Annotated in this window: 17 protein-coding genes and 3 other annotated features; of the genes, 13 read left to right on the forward strand and 4 right to left on the reverse strand. The window is 37.6% G+C overall.

Features of this window, described 5'->3' with window-relative positions; all coding sequences use genetic code 11:
* The first annotated feature begins 444 nt into the window (after positions 1–444).
* The 7 genes from ACFSCX_RS05125 (at position 445) to ACFSCX_RS05155 (ending at position 6,219) form a co-directional block, all read left to right on the forward strand.
* Positions 445–1,269 (forward strand): putative sporulation protein YtxC, encoded by an 825-nt coding sequence (locus ACFSCX_RS05125; protein WP_377927081.1) that lies wholly within the window; start codon positions 445–447, stop codon positions 1,267–1,269.
* Between the two features lie 86 nt (positions 1,270–1,355).
* Positions 1,356–1,590 (forward strand) — a binding site (T-box leader).
* A gap of 139 nt (positions 1,591–1,729) precedes the next feature.
* Positions 1,730–3,667: a threonine--tRNA ligase gene (gene thrS, locus ACFSCX_RS05130; protein ID WP_377927082.1), complete on the forward strand. Its 1,938-nt coding sequence runs from the start codon at positions 1,730–1,732 to the stop codon at positions 3,665–3,667.
* 59 nt (positions 3,668–3,726) lie between these two features.
* Positions 3,727–3,863, forward strand: a sequence feature (ribosomal protein L20 leader region).
* A gap of 69 nt (positions 3,864–3,932) precedes the next feature.
* Positions 3,933–4,433, forward strand: coding sequence for a translation initiation factor IF-3 (gene infC / locus ACFSCX_RS05135; RefSeq protein WP_377927213.1), 501 nt, complete (start codon positions 3,933–3,935; stop codon positions 4,431–4,433).
* Positions 4,434–4,453: 20 nt separating this feature from the next.
* Positions 4,454–4,648, forward strand: coding sequence for a 50S ribosomal protein L35 (gene rpmI, locus ACFSCX_RS05140; RefSeq protein ID WP_377927083.1), 195 nt, complete (start codon positions 4,454–4,456; stop codon positions 4,646–4,648).
* 204 nt (positions 4,649–4,852) lie between these two features.
* Positions 4,853–5,212: a 50S ribosomal protein L20 gene (rplT, locus tag ACFSCX_RS05145; protein WP_377927084.1), complete on the forward strand. Its 360-nt coding sequence runs from the start codon at positions 4,853–4,855 to the stop codon at positions 5,210–5,212.
* A gap of 60 nt (positions 5,213–5,272) precedes the next feature.
* The gene (locus ACFSCX_RS05150) at positions 5,273–5,542 is read left to right on the forward strand and encodes a DUF1294 domain-containing protein (RefSeq protein WP_377927085.1); all 270 of its coding nucleotides are present in this window, start codon (positions 5,273–5,275) and stop codon (positions 5,540–5,542) included.
* Between the two features lie 95 nt (positions 5,543–5,637).
* Positions 5,638–6,219, forward strand: a complete 582-nt coding sequence (locus tag ACFSCX_RS05155; RefSeq protein WP_377927086.1) for a TVP38/TMEM64 family protein — start codon at positions 5,638–5,640, stop codon at positions 6,217–6,219.
* A 175-nt stretch (positions 6,220–6,394) separates the two neighbouring features.
* Here the strand turns inward: ACFSCX_RS05155 and ACFSCX_RS05160 are convergent, their stop codons facing one another.
* The 3 genes from ACFSCX_RS05160 to ACFSCX_RS05170 form a co-directional block, all read right to left on the reverse strand.
* A complete protein-coding gene (locus ACFSCX_RS05160) occupies positions 6,395–6,904 on the reverse strand; it encodes an SRPBCC domain-containing protein (RefSeq protein ID WP_377927087.1) in 510 nt (169 codons plus the stop codon).
* A gap of 82 nt (positions 6,905–6,986) precedes the next feature.
* Positions 6,987–7,322 (reverse strand): ArsR/SmtB family transcription factor, encoded by a 336-nt coding sequence (locus ACFSCX_RS05165; protein ID WP_377927088.1) that lies wholly within the window; start codon positions 7,320–7,322, stop codon positions 6,987–6,989.
* A 589-nt stretch (positions 7,323–7,911) separates the two neighbouring features.
* A complete protein-coding gene (locus ACFSCX_RS05170; RefSeq protein ID WP_377927090.1) occupies positions 7,912–8,304 on the reverse strand; it encodes a sigma-w pathway protein ysdB in 393 nt (130 codons plus the stop codon).
* A gap of 104 nt (positions 8,305–8,408) precedes the next feature.
* Here ACFSCX_RS05170 and ACFSCX_RS05175 point away from each other — a divergent pair, with 104 nt between their 5' ends.
* Both ACFSCX_RS05175 and ACFSCX_RS05180 read left to right on the forward strand, forming a co-directional pair.
* A complete protein-coding gene (locus ACFSCX_RS05175) occupies positions 8,409–8,903 on the forward strand; it encodes a dUTP diphosphatase (RefSeq protein WP_377927091.1) in 495 nt (164 codons plus the stop codon).
* A gap of 40 nt (positions 8,904–8,943) precedes the next feature.
* Positions 8,944–10,032, forward strand: coding sequence for a M42 family metallopeptidase (locus ACFSCX_RS05180; protein ID WP_377927214.1), 1,089 nt, complete (start codon positions 8,944–8,946; stop codon positions 10,030–10,032).
* Positions 10,033–10,624: 592 nt separating this feature from the next.
* Here ACFSCX_RS05180 and sspI read toward each other — a convergent pair.
* On the reverse strand, positions 10,625–10,834 hold the full coding sequence (gene sspI / locus ACFSCX_RS05185; RefSeq protein WP_377927092.1) for a small acid-soluble spore protein SspI: 210 nt from the start codon (positions 10,832–10,834) through the stop codon (positions 10,625–10,627).
* A gap of 127 nt (positions 10,835–10,961) precedes the next feature.
* On the opposite strand from sspI, the gene ACFSCX_RS05190 reads away from it, so the two are divergent.
* The 4 genes from ACFSCX_RS05190 (at position 10,962) to pheT (ending at position 16,290) form a co-directional block, all read left to right on the forward strand.
* Entirely contained in the window at positions 10,962–11,717 is a 756-nt protein-coding gene (locus tag ACFSCX_RS05190) for a TrmH family RNA methyltransferase (protein ID WP_377927093.1), read from the forward strand.
* 31 nt (positions 11,718–11,748) lie between these two features.
* Positions 11,749–12,486 (forward strand): YwaF family protein, encoded by a 738-nt coding sequence (locus ACFSCX_RS05195; RefSeq protein ID WP_377927094.1) that lies wholly within the window; start codon positions 11,749–11,751, stop codon positions 12,484–12,486.
* 46 nt (positions 12,487–12,532) lie between these two features.
* Positions 12,533–12,767, forward strand: a binding site (T-box leader).
* 55 nt (positions 12,768–12,822) lie between these two features.
* Positions 12,823–13,857, forward strand: a complete 1,035-nt coding sequence (gene pheS / locus ACFSCX_RS05200; RefSeq protein WP_377927095.1) for a phenylalanine--tRNA ligase subunit alpha — start codon at positions 12,823–12,825, stop codon at positions 13,855–13,857.
* Positions 13,858–13,872: 15 nt separating this feature from the next.
* Entirely contained in the window at positions 13,873–16,290 is a 2,418-nt protein-coding gene (gene pheT / locus ACFSCX_RS05205; protein WP_377927096.1) for a phenylalanine--tRNA ligase subunit beta, read from the forward strand.
* Positions 16,291–16,454: the final 164 nt, after the last annotated feature.

Consider the following 16,454-nt stretch of genomic DNA (forward strand, 5'->3'; position numbering starts at 1 on the left):
TTGGCGGGTTGGTAAATGATTGAGTTAACTTGGTTAAGTAGTTCAATCGTAGCATAGTCTTGGGACTTTTTTATGTGTAAAAATATTATTTCATACACCAGAAATTATAAGTTTTGATTGTATCTTATTACAATGTGCTTTAGTAATCCGGCCACTCGAGGTCAAATAACCTGTCATGAATCAAAGGGAAAAACCACCCTTTTTCATGACAGGTTATTTGCTCTTCCTTAGGCTAAACGGCGCGCGCATAGCCTTTTGTTCCTTCCTTCACAAAACACTTCAATTACACAACTACATAAGAGAAACGCTGCAATAGTTAGTGTTGCTTGACTTTAAACATGCCAAGTTCTGCCAAGAAATGCCTTATATAAGTGAACTGTTATCATTTTTTTTGTTCCCCTTCATATAAATAGAATCAGGTGCTAAAAAGGGGGGACAACCAATATGCATATCAGCTTTGAAAAATCTTCCGATGCTGAAGATGTATACAAAATCATACAAGAATTCATAAATGAGCCAATCCAATACATGGATATTGCACTTGAAGAATGTACCCTTTACATAAATATTGAGAAAGATGAGTTGTTTTGTATTCATACATATGTTGTACCTGCTCTTACAAAGTTTGTAACAGAATGGAAGGAAACTTTATATTTACAAGAAATTATTTCAAACATCTTTTATTTTCACGATGAAATGGAGCAGCAGAATATTATCCAAATGGTATATTCACTTGTAGACGAGGTTGAGTGTAGTACGATGAAGGAGAAAAAGAGGGAGGAAATTGTTACACAATCACTAAAAAAATTTCTTTCAAAGAACATATCATTTTCTTTTGATGCATTCGTAACGTTTCGTTTAAAAGAATATTTGAAGCGATTAGAAGAATATATAGAGCTTGCCATTGATGAATATAAATTAGAGCAGGATTACCAGGATTTTATTGAAAGTCTTAGAAAGTATATTTTCGCCAAAACGCCTACCTTTGACCTCATTCATGTCGTTCATGAAAAGGATGCATTTTTATTTTACGATAGGGAGTATAAGGCGATCACACATCATATCCAATTGATTGAGGAAGACTTTGTTACTATAAATGGATTTGAGGTTGATAAGCAAGTGATTGCCCCACTTCTGTTTCTTGCACCAAAAGAAATTCATTTGTATACGTATTTTTTTGACCATGGAGTTGTTCAGACACTTATGAATATTTTTCAAGAGAGAATCCAATGTCACCAGTATGAACAATTTAATAATATAAAGAACTAATTTCTTCCAAATTAAGCTAATCATAAAAAGACCTTGCTTTCCTTTTCAAATATGCATATAATAACCTACATAATCAATTTATCATGAAAATTGTTATGATGAGGACATGGATTATTTTTACGGCTCACAGAGAGGGAAGACATGGCTGTAAGCTTCCTAGCACGGAAAGTACATCTACCACCTTTAAACTTTAGTACGGAACCGGCATAAATGTCTAAGTATGTACTAACGGCTCAAACCGTTATCTTTCTTCTAAGCTAAAGGGGTTTTGTCTACCTTTAGAAAGAAGGGTGGAACCACGATACATAACTCGTCCCTTTTCTAGGGATGAGTTTTTTTATTTTGGCTTTGTTAAACTACTGTGTTGATATTTTGTATTGGAAAGCGAGTTACCTTTCCACGGAAATAAACATCATAGTAAAACAGAGCCCTATTTAAAAAGCAAAAAGGAGTGACTAGGATGTCAGAATTGGTGAAAATTACATTTCCAGACGGAGCGGTTAAGGAGTTTGATAAAGGTACGACAACAGAAGATATCGCGGCATCAATAAGTCCAGGACTAAAAAAGAAAGCGATTGCTGGAAAGATGAATGGAGAATTAATTGATTTGCGTACTCCAATTAATGTAGATGGAAGCATTGCAATTATAACTCAAGATTCTGATGAAGCACTAGAAATTTTACGCCATAGTACAGCTCACTTAATGGCACAAGCGGTAAAACGCCTTTTTTCAGATCAAAATGTGAGATTAGGTGTTGGACCTGTGATTGAAGGTGGGTTCTATTACGACATTGATATGGAATCTTCCATTACACCTGAAGATCTTGGCAAGATTGAAAAGGAAATGCAAAAAATATCAAATGAGAACTTAGACATTGTTCGCGTTGAGGTTTCGCGTAATGAAGCAAAATCACGCTTTGAAAAAATTGGGGACCATCTGAAGTTAGAATTACTTGAGGCTATACCCGCTGATGAAGCTGTTACCATTTACGAACAAGGTGAATTCTTTGATCTTTGCCGCGGGGTTCACGTACCTTCAACTGGGAAAATTAAAGAATATAAGCTGTTAAGTGTTGCAGGTGCATATTGGCGTGGTGACAGTAATAATAAAATGCTTCAACGTATTTACGGGACTGCCTTCTTCAAGAAGGAAGACTTATCCGAACACCTACGTCTATTAGAGGAAGCAAAAGAGCGTGATCATCGTAAACTAGGAAAAGAGCTAGATCTTTTTACAACTTCCCAAAAAGTAGGACAAGGCTTGCCTCTATGGCTTCCAAAAGGTGCAACGATCCGCCGTATTATTGAACGATATATTGTGGATAAAGAAATAAGCTTAGGCTATTCACATGTTTATACTCCTGTTTTAGGAAGTGTGGAACTGTATAAAACTTCAGGACACTGGGAGCATTATCAAGACGACATGTTCCCTGCAATGGCCATGGATAACGAGGACCTTGTCTTACGTCCGATGAACTGTCCTCACCATATGATGGTTTATAAAAGCGACATCCACAGCTATCGCGAACTACCAATCCGTATTGCAGAATTAGGGCAAATGCACCGTTATGAGATGTCAGGGGCACTGACAGGCTTACAACGTGTACGTGGAATGACATTAAATGACGCTCACATTTTCGTTCGTCCTGATCAAATTAAGGATGAGTTTATCCGAGTGGTTCGCTTAGTTGAAGCAGTCTACAAGGATTTTGGATTAGAGAACTACTCATTCCGCTTATCTTATAGAGATCCTGAAGATAAAGAAAAGTATTTTGATGACGATGCGATGTGGGAAAAGGCACAAAGTATGTTAAAAGAAGCAATGGATGATCTAGGACTTGATTATTTTGAAGCTGAAGGAGAAGCAGCCTTTTATGGTCCAAAGCTTGATGTTCAAGTACGTACGGCATTAGGAAAAGACGAAACATTATCCACTGTACAATTAGACTTCTTGCTTCCTGAACGTTTTGAATTAACATATGTTGGGGAAGATGGAAAACAGCACCGACCAGTTGTTATTCACCGCGGTGTTGTTTCAACTATGGAACGTTTCGTAGCCTTCCTAATAGAAGAGTATAAAGGCGCATTCCCGACATGGCTTGCACCAGTTCAAGTACAAGTAATCCCGGTTTCTCCTTCTGTTCACCTTGATTATGCATTAAAGGTGAAGGAACAACTGCAAGCAGAAGGAATCCGTGTTGAGCTGGATTCTCGTGATGAAAAGATTGGTTACAAGATTCGTGAGGCACAAATGCAGAAGATTCCGTATATGCTAGTTGTAGGAGATAATGAAATACAAGAGAACGCTGTTAATGTACGTAAGTATGGAGAACAGAAGTCGGAAACTCTCCCTTTTGAACAGTTTAAAGAGAATCTTGTACAGGAAGTTAAGAGATAAGTGTTGACAGGTTATAGGTCAGCATGGTAAATTTATTTAGGTAATTAAATAGTATGTGAATTCCAAAGAAGAAGCACCCGCTTCTCACCTGATTGACGCACATTGTAGTTAGCAGGTTTCAACGAAAAGCTTTATGCATGTTTGTGATGACTTTCGTTAGTGTGGGTGTTTTGTACACCCACACTTTTTTAATTTGTTTACAAGTGTGTCTTATGGAAAGAGCGGTACAAAATTTCGGAGGTGGCTCACTATTAGTAAAGACATGATGGTTAATGAAGGCATTCGTGCACGTGAAGTACGTTTAATTGGAGCAAATGGAGACCAATTAGGTATTAAGTCTCGTCAGGAAGCACTTGAAATTGCACAGAATGTTAATCTTGACTTAGTTATGGTTGCACCAAACGCGAAACCACCAGTATGTCGTATCATGGACTATGGTAAATTCCGTTTTGAGCAACAAAAGAAAGAAAAAGAAGCTCGTAAGAATCAAAAGGTCATTAACGTGAAGGAAGTACGTCTAAGCCCTACAATTGAAGAACATGACTTTAACACGAAGCTAAGAAATGCAATCAAGTTCCTAGAAAATGGGGACAAAGTGAAAGCATCAATTCGTTTCAAAGGTCGTGCAATTACTCATAAGGAAATTGGACAGCGTGTACTTGATCGATTCTCTGAGGCTTGTAAGGAAGTAGGAACTGTTGAATCTGCTCCAAAAATGGATGGACGTAGCATGTTCTTAATGTTAGCACCAAAAAATGAAAAGTAACAATTAAGGAGGAACTCCCAATGCCTAAAATGAAAACTCATAGTGGTACAGCTAAGCGTTTCAAGAAAACAGGATCTGGTAAACTTAAGCGTTCACACGCTTACACAAGTCACTTATTCTCAAACAAGACTAAAAAGCAAAAGCGTAAGCTTCGTAAAGCAACTCTTGTAAGCAGTGGCGATTACAAGCGTATCAAATTCATGGTTGGTAAATAAGTTAAAAAACAATTCGAATTCAAATAAAATCTCGTTTGAATAGGAGGACAACATAACCGAGAAATTCAAGGCGGCGAAGCAGGAGCACCGGTGTATATGTATTAACATGAGGAGCAACAAAGGCGAGCCAACGAAGAAGTTCGATAGTTATTTGTTCTCGGACGGTTCGAACATCACTTTAAGATATCCTAGGAGGGAAACAAAATGCCAAGAGTTAAAGGTGGTACAGTAACTCGTAAGCGTCGTAAGCGCGTACTAAAGTTAGCAAAAGGTTATTTCGGTTCAAAACATACATTATATAAAGTAGCAAATCAACAAGTAATGAAGTCTCTAAACTATGCATTCCGTGACCGTCGTCAAAAGAAGCGTGACTTCCGTAAACTATGGATCACTCGTATTAATGCGGCTGCACGTATGAACGGACTTTCTTATAGCCGTTTAATGCACGGTTTAAAAGAAGCAGGTATTGAAGTTAACCGTAAGATGTTAGCTGACCTAGCTGTTCATGATGAAAAGGCATTTGCTGAATTAGCGTCTGCTGCAAAAAACAATCTAAATAAGTAATGATAACGAGCCTCTCTTTTAGAGTGGCTCTTTTTTCATTCAAAGCTCAGGAGGTACGTAGTGATCTACATTCTCGGGTATATAATTCTGGCATCATGTATTGCATGCTTAATCATGTGTATAGACAAACAAAAAGCTATCAAGCAGAAATGGAGGATTTCTGAAAAAACATTATGGACCTTTGCTATAATTGGGGGTTCATTAGGGATTTTGGTGGGAATGAGTTTATTTAGACATAAGACGAAGCATCGTTCATTTCAAATAGGTATTCCCGTTTTGATTATGCTTCAAACAGCACTATTGATAGTAATTTTGCAAAATATGTCATAATGGCTCGTACGATTGTATAGAATATATAGTCAAAGATTGCCTACATGAATAGAGCTCTGCTTTCAAATGTCAGTCATCCTTCAGGGGGGGTCTAGATGAATCAAACGATGACAATGTTATTCGCTTTTCTAGAAGGTAGCGGAATGTGGGCACCAGTAATATTCCTTCTTTTTCATAGTATAAGACAATTCCTATTTATTCCAGTTGCTTTGTTATGTGTGGTAGGAGGTATTTTATTTGGGGCATTACTTGGGACTCTTTATTCAGTAGTAGGGTTAACGATATCATGTATTGTTTTTTATTTCTTGTATCAAGGCATGCCCAAGACATTTGCAAAGGTTCATAGAATGAAAGAAAGGTGGATAGGTGATCGGATCAACCTAACTATAGGACAAATCACCATCTTGCGCTGCATTCCCTTCATGCAGTATCAGCTATTATCCCTCATTCTCCTCGAGAGAAAAAAGAACTTATTTTCTTTTACAAAGCAGTCCATCATTACGAATACCCCTACAGCTATACTATATACGTTGTTTGGACAATCGATTAGTCATTTATCCCCATCAGTTATTGTCATCATATTGCTTTGCTTTACCGCATTGTTCTATTTATTACGGGAGCGAGTCACAACCGTAAAATGGACTTCCTTTTTTGCAAAGACGAATAGTCCACAGTAAAACCGTGAAGATTATCCTTCACGGTTCACTTGTGAGGTACAAAATGATAAATCATAGACCGAATTACCAGAAAAAATTAAAGCTACCGTACATCAAAACGATCCTTTAGCTTCACTTATTGTTATCTAATTTTCAATGTTTTAACAATTTCTTTTCTTGGCGTAGGTTACAACCATTATTTTATCGTGGATACGTACTCTTCTAGACGATCCCAAGTTTCAGTAAATCCTTGCTCCATTCCCATATCTAAGACGGTTTTTAGCGCTTCTGCCGAATCATAGATGGCACGATTAACAAGCTTTGTCTTACCCTCATCTTCTTCAAATGTTAAAGTGATGTGAGTTGAAGGCATTCCATCTACTTCATTCCCTTCTGCATCTGAAAAATAGTCAATATAAACTATCTTTTCATCCTGGATAATCTCTTCATAAACTCCTTTTCCCCAAGATTCGAAACCAAAAAAATCACCTTGATTCTCATCAATACACTTCATACAATAATGCCAGATTCCACCTACTTTAAAATCAACGTTACATACGGTAAGAATCCAACCACGAGGTCCCCACCATTGTTTAAGATGTTCAGATTCCGAGTACGCTTTGAAAACTAAATCCTTAGGTGCATCAAACTGACGTTCAATAACAAGTACGTTTCCCTCTACTTTTGAGATCATTTTAGTTGACATATGAATTCCTCCAAAAAGATTTTTTTATTATACCTACTATGGTAAATCTATGGTAAATAATTTTTTCCATTTGAAACCTCTATCATTTCTCACCTTTATCTTCCATCTGTTTTTGCATAACCTTTACATAATCATCCAAGCGGTCAAATCTGTCCTCCCAGATTTGGAGATATGACGCAATCCATGCATCCAAATTCATAAAAGGCTCTGGACGCAATCTGTAAATACGGCGATTCGCATCTGCGTGTGCTTCAACAATGCCGGCCACAGAAAGAATTCGGAGATGTTTAGATGCTTGTGGCTGACGTATTTTTAAACGATCTGTAATTTCTCCCACAGTAAGGGGGCCATCTCGCAAAAGTTCAACAATCTGTAAACGATTGGGTTCGGCTAGAGCACTCAATGTTGTCGTATCCATTTTTAGAACCTACCCCTATCCATAAAAATAGTTTCACAATCTACAGTAACCTATAACTAGTCTTAATAATCCCCTCCTAATTTGCCAAACCTCTCCTAATACCAAACTATACTTTGGAGTTCTGACATGTATTTTGTATTTATCCCGTTCCAACTGGCGCTAAAACCCCCACTTCAAAACTTTAAATGAATCGAGAAGTTTAAGTGGGGGATAAGCGCCAGTAAGAACCCTGTATAGGAACACAGACTAAAGTCGCCACCTTCTGTGACAATGTCTGTGTGACCCACATCATGCGGGCCTGGGCTAACAATCAGTGGGGGATGAGGAAAACCCCCACTGATTGAAGTTTCACTTTATTGGAAATAATATACCATATAAGGAATATTCCTGTAAAGGTATATTAGAGATATTTTTGTAATTTCTATTCATACGATTGTATTTTTAAAAGAGGGTGACTAAATAGCTCGTTGGTTTCAGTAACTTTTTACAATCTCTAACAACAAAAAAACACACGCTATCCAGATGCGGAATAACGTGTGTATAAGTATGACTATTAAACTTGTTACCACTCTTTAGTAAACCCGTTAGATTATCCTTCATGGTTTTTAATTAGTTCTTTTATAGGGCTTTTCCACTGGACTGTACTATGTGGATATTGAATTAATATTTCCCTTTCAAGGAAATAAAAATCTTCTTTCGTAAAGCCTTGCAAGCTAGAGGCAGATTTGACAGAAACATTGATGGTTACAACTTCGAATGAATTTTCGGTAGTTCCTAAATATTTTTCCCCCTCAAACATTGCTCCCCTATATGTTATATAAAAGTTTTTGTGAACATTCCTTTTATCATCAAGGAAATAATATTTCTTCTGTTCATGAGCAAGCTCAAGTTTCCTTTTTGGGTTTAGTAAATATTTGAAGCCTGTATATATAAGTGCAACCATTGCAATCAATATTAAAAGTCTAAAAAGTATGATAATCATGGTTAATCCCCCTATAAGCATGGTCCTTTTACATATATACGAATAAAGATAGAGAAGGTTTCAAAAGTTTTTGTTATAATTTTAACATAATAAGGAGGTTTATTATGAATCTATCTACATTATTTACGATGCAAAAAAAGTTAGATCAAAGAATTGAATTAGAGCACGGATTACAAAATGAATCTCTGTTTGAACGAAAGGTTCTGGCTCTATTAGTAGAACTAGGGGAACTAGCAAATGAAACTCGTTGTTTTAAGTTTTGGAGTAAAAAGCCGGCTTCAAACAAAGACGTAATCGTAGAAGAGTATGTAGACGGCTTACACTTTATCCTGTCATTAGGAATAGAAGCAGGTTATGATCAAGAGATTGAAAAAATAGAAATAGAAACTTCTATGGTACAAAACCTCACCACTCACTTTATTGATGTATACAGTGGAATCTATAAGTTTAAAGAAGACCATTCCAAAGTGAATTATATTTGTTTAATTGAACAATATCTTTTATTGGGACATGCCCTCGACTTTAAATATGGGGATATTGAAAAAGCATATATGGATAAAAATACGGTCAATCACGAAAGACAGGATCAAGGATACTAGTACATATGTAGGAAGTAACTGAGGGAGGGAGAATTTGATTGTGAAGAAAATGGATAAAACACTCGTTATGCTAAAAGAATTAACAGACGCAAAAGGAATACCAGGTAATGAAGGTGAAGTTCGGGAGGTTATGAAAAAATTTATCGAACCTTTCTCTCATGAAGTTTACACGGATGGGTTGGGGAGCTTAATTGCTAAAAAAGTTGGAGATGAGAAGGGTCCAAAAATTATGATTGCAGGACACTTAGATGAAGTCGGTTTTATGATTACTAAAATTGATGAGAGAGGATTTCTCCTTTTTGAACCAATCGGTAGCTGGTGGTCTCAGGTGTTACTTGCCCAGCGCGTAACAGTTGTGACAAAGAATGGGGATGTAAGTGGTATTATTGGCTCTAAACCGCCACATATTCTCTCTCCGGAAGCTAGAAAAAAACCGGCGGACATAAAAGATATGTTTATTGACATTGGAGCTTCAAGCCGTGAGGAAGCAATGGAATTTGGAGTTAGACCAGGTGATCAAGTCGTGCCATATTTTGAGTTCACGGTAATGAACAACGAAAATCTACTACTTGCAAAAGCATGGGATAATCGTATTGGATGTGCGATTGCGATTGAAGTGTTAAAGCAATTAAAGAATGTCGACCATCCAAATATCGTATATGGTGTAGGTACTGCACAAGAAGAGGTACCGGTATCAAGGGGAGCACAGACCTCGGCTGAAATGATAAAACCAGACATCGCTTTTTCTGTAGATGTCGGTATTGCAAGTGATACACCCGGTATTTCAGGTAAAGAGGCTCGCAGTAAAATGGGAGAAGGACCTCAAATCATTATATATGATGCTTCTATGATTTCTCACAAAGAGCTTCGTGAGTTTGTTGTTGGAATAGCAGAGGAGTTTAATATTCCATATCAATATGATTACATTCCTTTAGGTTGGACAGATTCGGGAGCGATTCATGTAACTGCAAATGGTGTTCCAGCTTTGTCCATTGCTGTTCCAACTCGCTATATCCATACACATGCGGCTATGTTACACCGCGCTGATTTTGAGAATACGGTCAAGCTGCTTGTAGAGATTATTAAAAAGCTTGATCTTGATAAGGTACGTGAGATTACTTTTTCTTAGTCGCTTTATGGTCATGATTTAACGCGGAAAATTCCAGTAAGAATTGCCGTTGTATAGTGGAAAAAGCGGAATTGCTGCAAAAATGTCATAGTTGCCAATAAGAACTGCAGAGTTGCTGATAAACGCACCAAAGTTGACGGTAAAGTCGAAACTTACTGATAAATCCAAAACTTGCTGATAAAATCAAATAGTTGCTGAAAAAATTCTAGTAGTTGCTGATAAAATCGAACAAGTTAATGATAAGTTCCAAGAGTCTATAAAAAAGAACAAGATAATAGCCAAGTTGACTTTGCAAAGCTAGTATGGAAGCTTATAGGAGCAAAATTCTCGAGAAAAATGCCCGGAATATATAAAAAATTTGCACAATTTTGTAAAAAATGCCGTATTTTTTAAGGGTTGAGTGTAACAGGTGGGACTTCTGCAGGTGAATCACGACGAGGAGGCAGAGGTCCTATGGAGTCTATGCTAAAGGCTGCTACATCCTGTAAGTAAATCAAACTAGAGATGCCAGTACATCCAATACAAGTGCGGAATGGGAGTCCCTCCAAGGGGGGGAACCTAGCAAAAAGAAAAGGATAGCAGAAGCTATCCTTTACATTTTTAATGCATTTTCTAAAGTAGTAAGCATTTCTTGCTTATCGCTATCATTTGAATGTTGCCAAATGACTTCGAACAACACCCCTAGTCCAGGAAGCATTTTTTCTTCACCACTTTGAATGGCATCTACAATGGTGGCTTGCAATTCTTGCTGAGAGTTCCCTTGTACATTTGTAATAACAGCATTACGTAAGTTTAAATCCATTTTTTGTACACCTCTTCATGAAAAGTTGGCTTCATACATGATTATGTTTCTTCATAACAGCTTTAAATATGTATCTAATTTAAGATATAATGGGAAATCATACAAAGAAAGTAAAGGACGGAAGAAAATGAAGCAAATTGAGTCCAAGAAGAATCCTCGTGTTAAACAATGGAAAAAGCTACATACAAAAAAAGAGCGTGATAAAACAGGTCTTTTTTTCATTGAAGGCGAACATTTAGTTGAAGAGGCATTAAAGTACAAAGACTTTATAAAAGAACTCATTGTCAGTGAAAGCTTTACACTACCTCTTAACTGGAATGTCGATGATGTTGAACTTTATTTAGTTCCAGATGAAGTGATGAAAGAAATTAGCGAAACGGAAACACCTCAAGGTGTATCAGCCGTTTGTGTGCAGCCAACCTTCAAGGAAAGTGACATGGAAATGGAATCTATTCTACTAGTGGATGCAGTTCAAGATCCAGGAAATTTAGGAACCATGATTCGTACGGCAGATGCTGCCGGTATAAGTGGCGTCATCCTTGGAGAAGGATCAGTCGATTTGTTTAATAGTAAAGTTCTACGTTCCTCTCAAGGATCAATCTTTCATCTACCAATTTTAAAAGGAAATATTGGTGATTGGATTCATAAATTGAGAGGGTATGGACATACCATATATGGAACTTCATTAGAAAATGGTAGTCCATATCAGACGGTTACAACCTCTCGGCCCTTCACTTTACTTGTTGGAAATGAAGGAAGGGGAGTAAATAAGGAATGGCTGTCTTTTACAAATCACAACTTGTATATCCCCATCCATGGTAAAGCAGAATCCCTAAATGTAGCCGTTGCAACAGGTATTCTATTATATTATTTACGTACCTAAAAACAGCTGATTAAAAACAGGGGGAATCAATATGGGGGGATTTTTTAGTGCCAGATCAGAGAACACATTTGCATTGTATTCAGTTTCACATGTTAGCATGATCATTCTATTTATCGTATTAGCGGTGATGCTCTATGTATATCGTGAACAAATACGACAAAATGTATGGAAAAAGTCTATTCGTTATTCATTAATAGGAGTACTGGTCCTTAGTGAGCTGTCCTTAAACATCTGGTATACAACAACAAATGTTTGGAATCCGTTGGACACATTACCTTTTCAGCTGTGCTCAATCTCTTTATTTCTATGTATTTTTATGTTAGTTACAAACAGCTATAGAGTATTCGAAGTGACATACTTCTTTGGTTTGGCAGGTGCTTCGCAGGCACTACTGACTCCTGAACTATTTTTTGACTTCCCTCATTATCGATACTTTCATTTTTTTCTTGCTCATATTGGGATCATGCTCGCTTGTTTATATATGGTTTGGATTGAAAAAATGACACCAACGGTTAAATCAATTTGGAAAGCGATCATAACCATAAATGTTATCGCGTTTGTAGTCTTTTTTGTGAATAAATGGACAGGTGGGAACTATATGTTCTTGGCCAGGAAGCCAGCAAACCCAAGTCTAATCGACTTTTTAGGGCCATACCCTTACTACATACTATCCTTAGAGATCGTTGCAATTGTATTATTTAGCTTGCTTTATCTTCCAATATTTTTTGCTAAGAAAAACAATAAGCAAAGAATGCCTAATTCGGCTTGAATTTGTCAATACTTTAAGGTAGTATCATATAGTATAAAAAATATCTAAAAAAACAATGATAGAGACTAGTAGCTTGTTGAACTGCCAACTAGGGAGAAGGTGTCCTAGACTGAAAGCACCTTTGTGGTATGTGATAAGTGAATTCACCTCTTGAGTTGACACTTGGACCGATTTAATCGTAAAGGTGTTCCGGTGAAGAACCGTTATGACAATGAAGTGACTAAAGCTTTTGGCTTTAGTAATTAGGGTGGTACCGCGAATTTCAAGTCCTCGTCCCTTTATGGGATCGAGGACTTTTTTGTATTTAAAAAAATTGAAAAATTAGGAGGAAAAAACATGCAAGAACGTTTACTTGAGCTAAAACAAGAAGCTCTTGATCAAGTGGAAGCAAGCCGAGACTTAAAAACTCTTAACGATATTCGCGTGAGCTTTTTAGGAAAGAAGGGACCTATTACAGAAGTACTTAAGGGGATGGGGAAACTCCCAGCTGAAGAGCGTCCAATTGTTGGGGAAGTAGCAAACAAAGTAAGAGAAGCGATTTCGAATGCAATTGAGGGAAAGCAAGCTACCCTTGAAAAAGCAGAGGTAGAGAAAAAGCTAGCTTCTCAAAAGATTGATGTAACATTACCCGGTCGTCCGGTCCGAAAGGGAAGTAAACACCCCCTTACTGCCATTATTCAAGAGATTGAAGACTTGTTTATTGGGATGGGATACACGATTGCTGAAGGTCCTGAAGTTGAAAAAGATTATTATAATTTTGAAGCTTTAAATCTTCCAAAGGGTCATCCAGCAAGAGATATGCAAGATTCTTTCTATATTACAGAAGAAACGCTTTTACGTACTCAAACCTCTCCGATGCAAGTTCGAACAATGGAGAAACATGAAGGAAGAGGGCCCATTAAGATAATTTGTCCTGGGAAAGTGTATCGCCGTGATAATGATGATGCGACACACTCTCATCAGTTTACTCAAATTGAGGGACTTGTCGTTGATGAAAACATTCGTATGAGTGATTTAAAAGGTACATTAAAGGTGTTTGCACAAAAATTATTTGGAGAAGACCGAGAAATTCGCCTTCGACCTAGCTTTTTCCCATTTACAGAACCTTCCGTAGAGATGGATATTTCATGTAAAATCTGTAATGGAAAGGGCTGTAATGTATGTAAAGGAACAGGTTGGATTGAAATTTTAGGAGCAGGAATGGTACATCCAAATGTTCTTGAAATGGCAGGGTTTGATTCAAAGAAATACACAGGATTCGCCTTCGGAATGGGACCAGAGCGTATTGCAATGCTGAAGTATGGAATTGAAGATATTCGTAATTTCTATATTAATGACCGTCGTTTCATCGAACAATTTAGACGAGCATAAAAGGAGGGTAACAACATGTTTGTTTCTTATAAATGGTTAAGTGAATATGTAGATTTAACGGGTGTATCAGCCGATGAACTAGCTGAGAAGATTACAAGAAGTGGGATTGAAGTTGAAGGTGTGGAAGTTTTAAATAAAGGAATTAGTGGTGTTGTAGTTGGTCATGTTGTAGAACGTGAGCAACATCCAAATGCAGACAAACTAAGTAAATGTTTAGTTGATATCGGGGCTGAGGAGCCTGTGCAAATTATTTGCGGTGCTCCCAATGTAGCGAAAAATCAAAAGGTTGTAGTCGCAACAGTTGGAGCAGTGTTGCCTGGTAACTTCAAAATCAAGCGTGCGAAGCTTCGCGGGGAAGAATCAAATGGAATGATTTGTTCACTTCAAGAAATAGGTATTGAAGGTAAGCTTGTTCCTAAGGAATACGCGGAAGGTATCTTCGTCTTTCCAAACGATGTTGAAGTCGGGGCAGATGCACTTTCTCAATTAAACCTAGATGATCAAATTTTAGAGTTAAGCTTAACACCAAACCGTGCAGATTGCTTAAGTATGCTAGGGGTGGCGTATGAGGTAGCAGCGATTTTAGGAAGAGAAGTTAAATTCCCTGCTATTGAAGTGAACTCTATCAAGGAAAAGGCGTCTGAATATATTAAAGTAAGTGTTGATGCAATTGAGGATAACCCAATTTATGTTGCAAAAATCGTAAAGAATGTGAAAATTGGTCCATCACCTATTTGGATGCAAACAAGATTAATGTCAGCTGGAATTAGACCTATCAGCAATGTTGTAGATATTACAAACTATATTTTGCTAGAGTATGGCCAGCCGTTACATGCATTTGATTATGATTGTTTAGGTTCAAAAGAGATCGTTGTTAGAAGAGCAAACAATGGGGAGAAAATCGTCACATTAGATGATGTAGAAAGAACATTAACAGATGAGCACCTAGTTATTACAAACGGTTCTGAAGCTGTCGCTCTTGCAGGTGTAATGGGAGGAGCAACATCAGAGGTAGGCTCTGATACGACAACTGTTCTGATTGAATCTGCCTATTTTAATGGAGCTACAATCAGGAAGGCTTCAAAAGATCATGGCCTTCGAAGTGAAGCAAGCACTCGTTATGAAAAAGGAATTGATCCTAAACGTACTCATGAGGCTGCAGAACGAGCAGCGCAATTAATGGAACAATACGCAGGTGGTGAGGTGTTAGACGGTATTGTTGAGGTTAATGAATTAAATCTAGAGCTTGCTACGGTGGAGATTTCTCTTGAGAGAATTAATAAGGTACTTGGAACTGAAATCACTGCTGAGACAGTAAGAGATATTATGACACGTCTTCAGTTCGACTATAAAGAAGACAATGGTCAATTCTTGATTACCATTCCTTCTCGTAGACAGGATATTACTATTCAGGAAGATATTATTGAAGAAGTGGCACGATTATATGGCTATGATAATTTACCTGTAACGTTACCTGCTGGGGAACAAACTCCTGGCCAGTTAACTGAACTTCAATTACTTCGTCGTAAGGTTCGTCATTACTTAGAGGGGGCAGGATTGTATCAGGCTGTAACGTACTCTCTTACTAGTAAGGAAAAGGTACACCGTTTCTTAAATAAAGAAGAACAAGCTGCACCAATTGAGCTCTTAATGCCAATGAGTGAAGACAGAAGTGTGTTACGATTAGGTCTCGTTCCTCACCTAACCGATGTTCTAAAGTATAACTTGCATAGGCAAGTGGACCAGTTAGGTTTTTATGAGATTGGAACAACATACGTCCCAACAGCCGAAGGTCAATTGCCAAATGAAATTGAAAAGGTGGCAGGTGCTGTAACCGGGCTTTGGCATACTCACCTTTGGCAAGGTGAAAAGAAGCCAGTTGATTTTTATGTAGTAAAAGGTATATTAGATGGATTATTTGATACGATTGGCATCTCTCATGTGCAATATGAGGCAGCTGATCGAACAGACCTCCATCCGGGTAGAACAGCTCATCTTTCTGTTGATGGTCAGTATGTTGGATTTATTGGGCAAATCCACCCAACCACTCAGAAAGAACTTGATCTCCAAGAAACGTATGTTTTTGAGCTATCATTAGAGCTATTGTCAACATTCAGTAGGGAGCGAGTAAGCTACACACCAGTCCCTCGTTATCCATCTATTACTCGAGATATTGCATTAGTTGTAAATCAAACGATTTCTGCTGGCGAAATTCGCCAAGTTATCACTGATGCTGGTGGATCGTTATTAAAAGATGTTCATGTCTTTGACCTTTATGAAGGTGAAAAGATGGAACAAGGGAAAAAATCACTTGCTTTCTCTCTACGTTACTTTGATCCAGAGCGCACACTCACAGATGAAGACGTGTCCTCTGCCCACCAAAAGGTCCTTTCTGCAGTAGAAGAAAAGACAGGTGCCGTTCTAAGAGGATAAAGAGAGCATTATCCATCTATCAATTAATATAATTAAAAAAGGAGACCTACTATTTACTTAGTAGATCTCCTTTTTTATTTCCAACACATGCGTAATATTTCATGGTAACGCAAATAATATCCACGAATACAAGTAGTACCTAAGTCTTAATTTATATAAATGGG

This window comes from Bacillus salitolerans, assembly GCF_042680805.1.
GTDB lineage: Bacteria > Bacillota > Bacilli > Bacillales > SA4 > Bacillus_CJ > Bacillus_CJ salitolerans.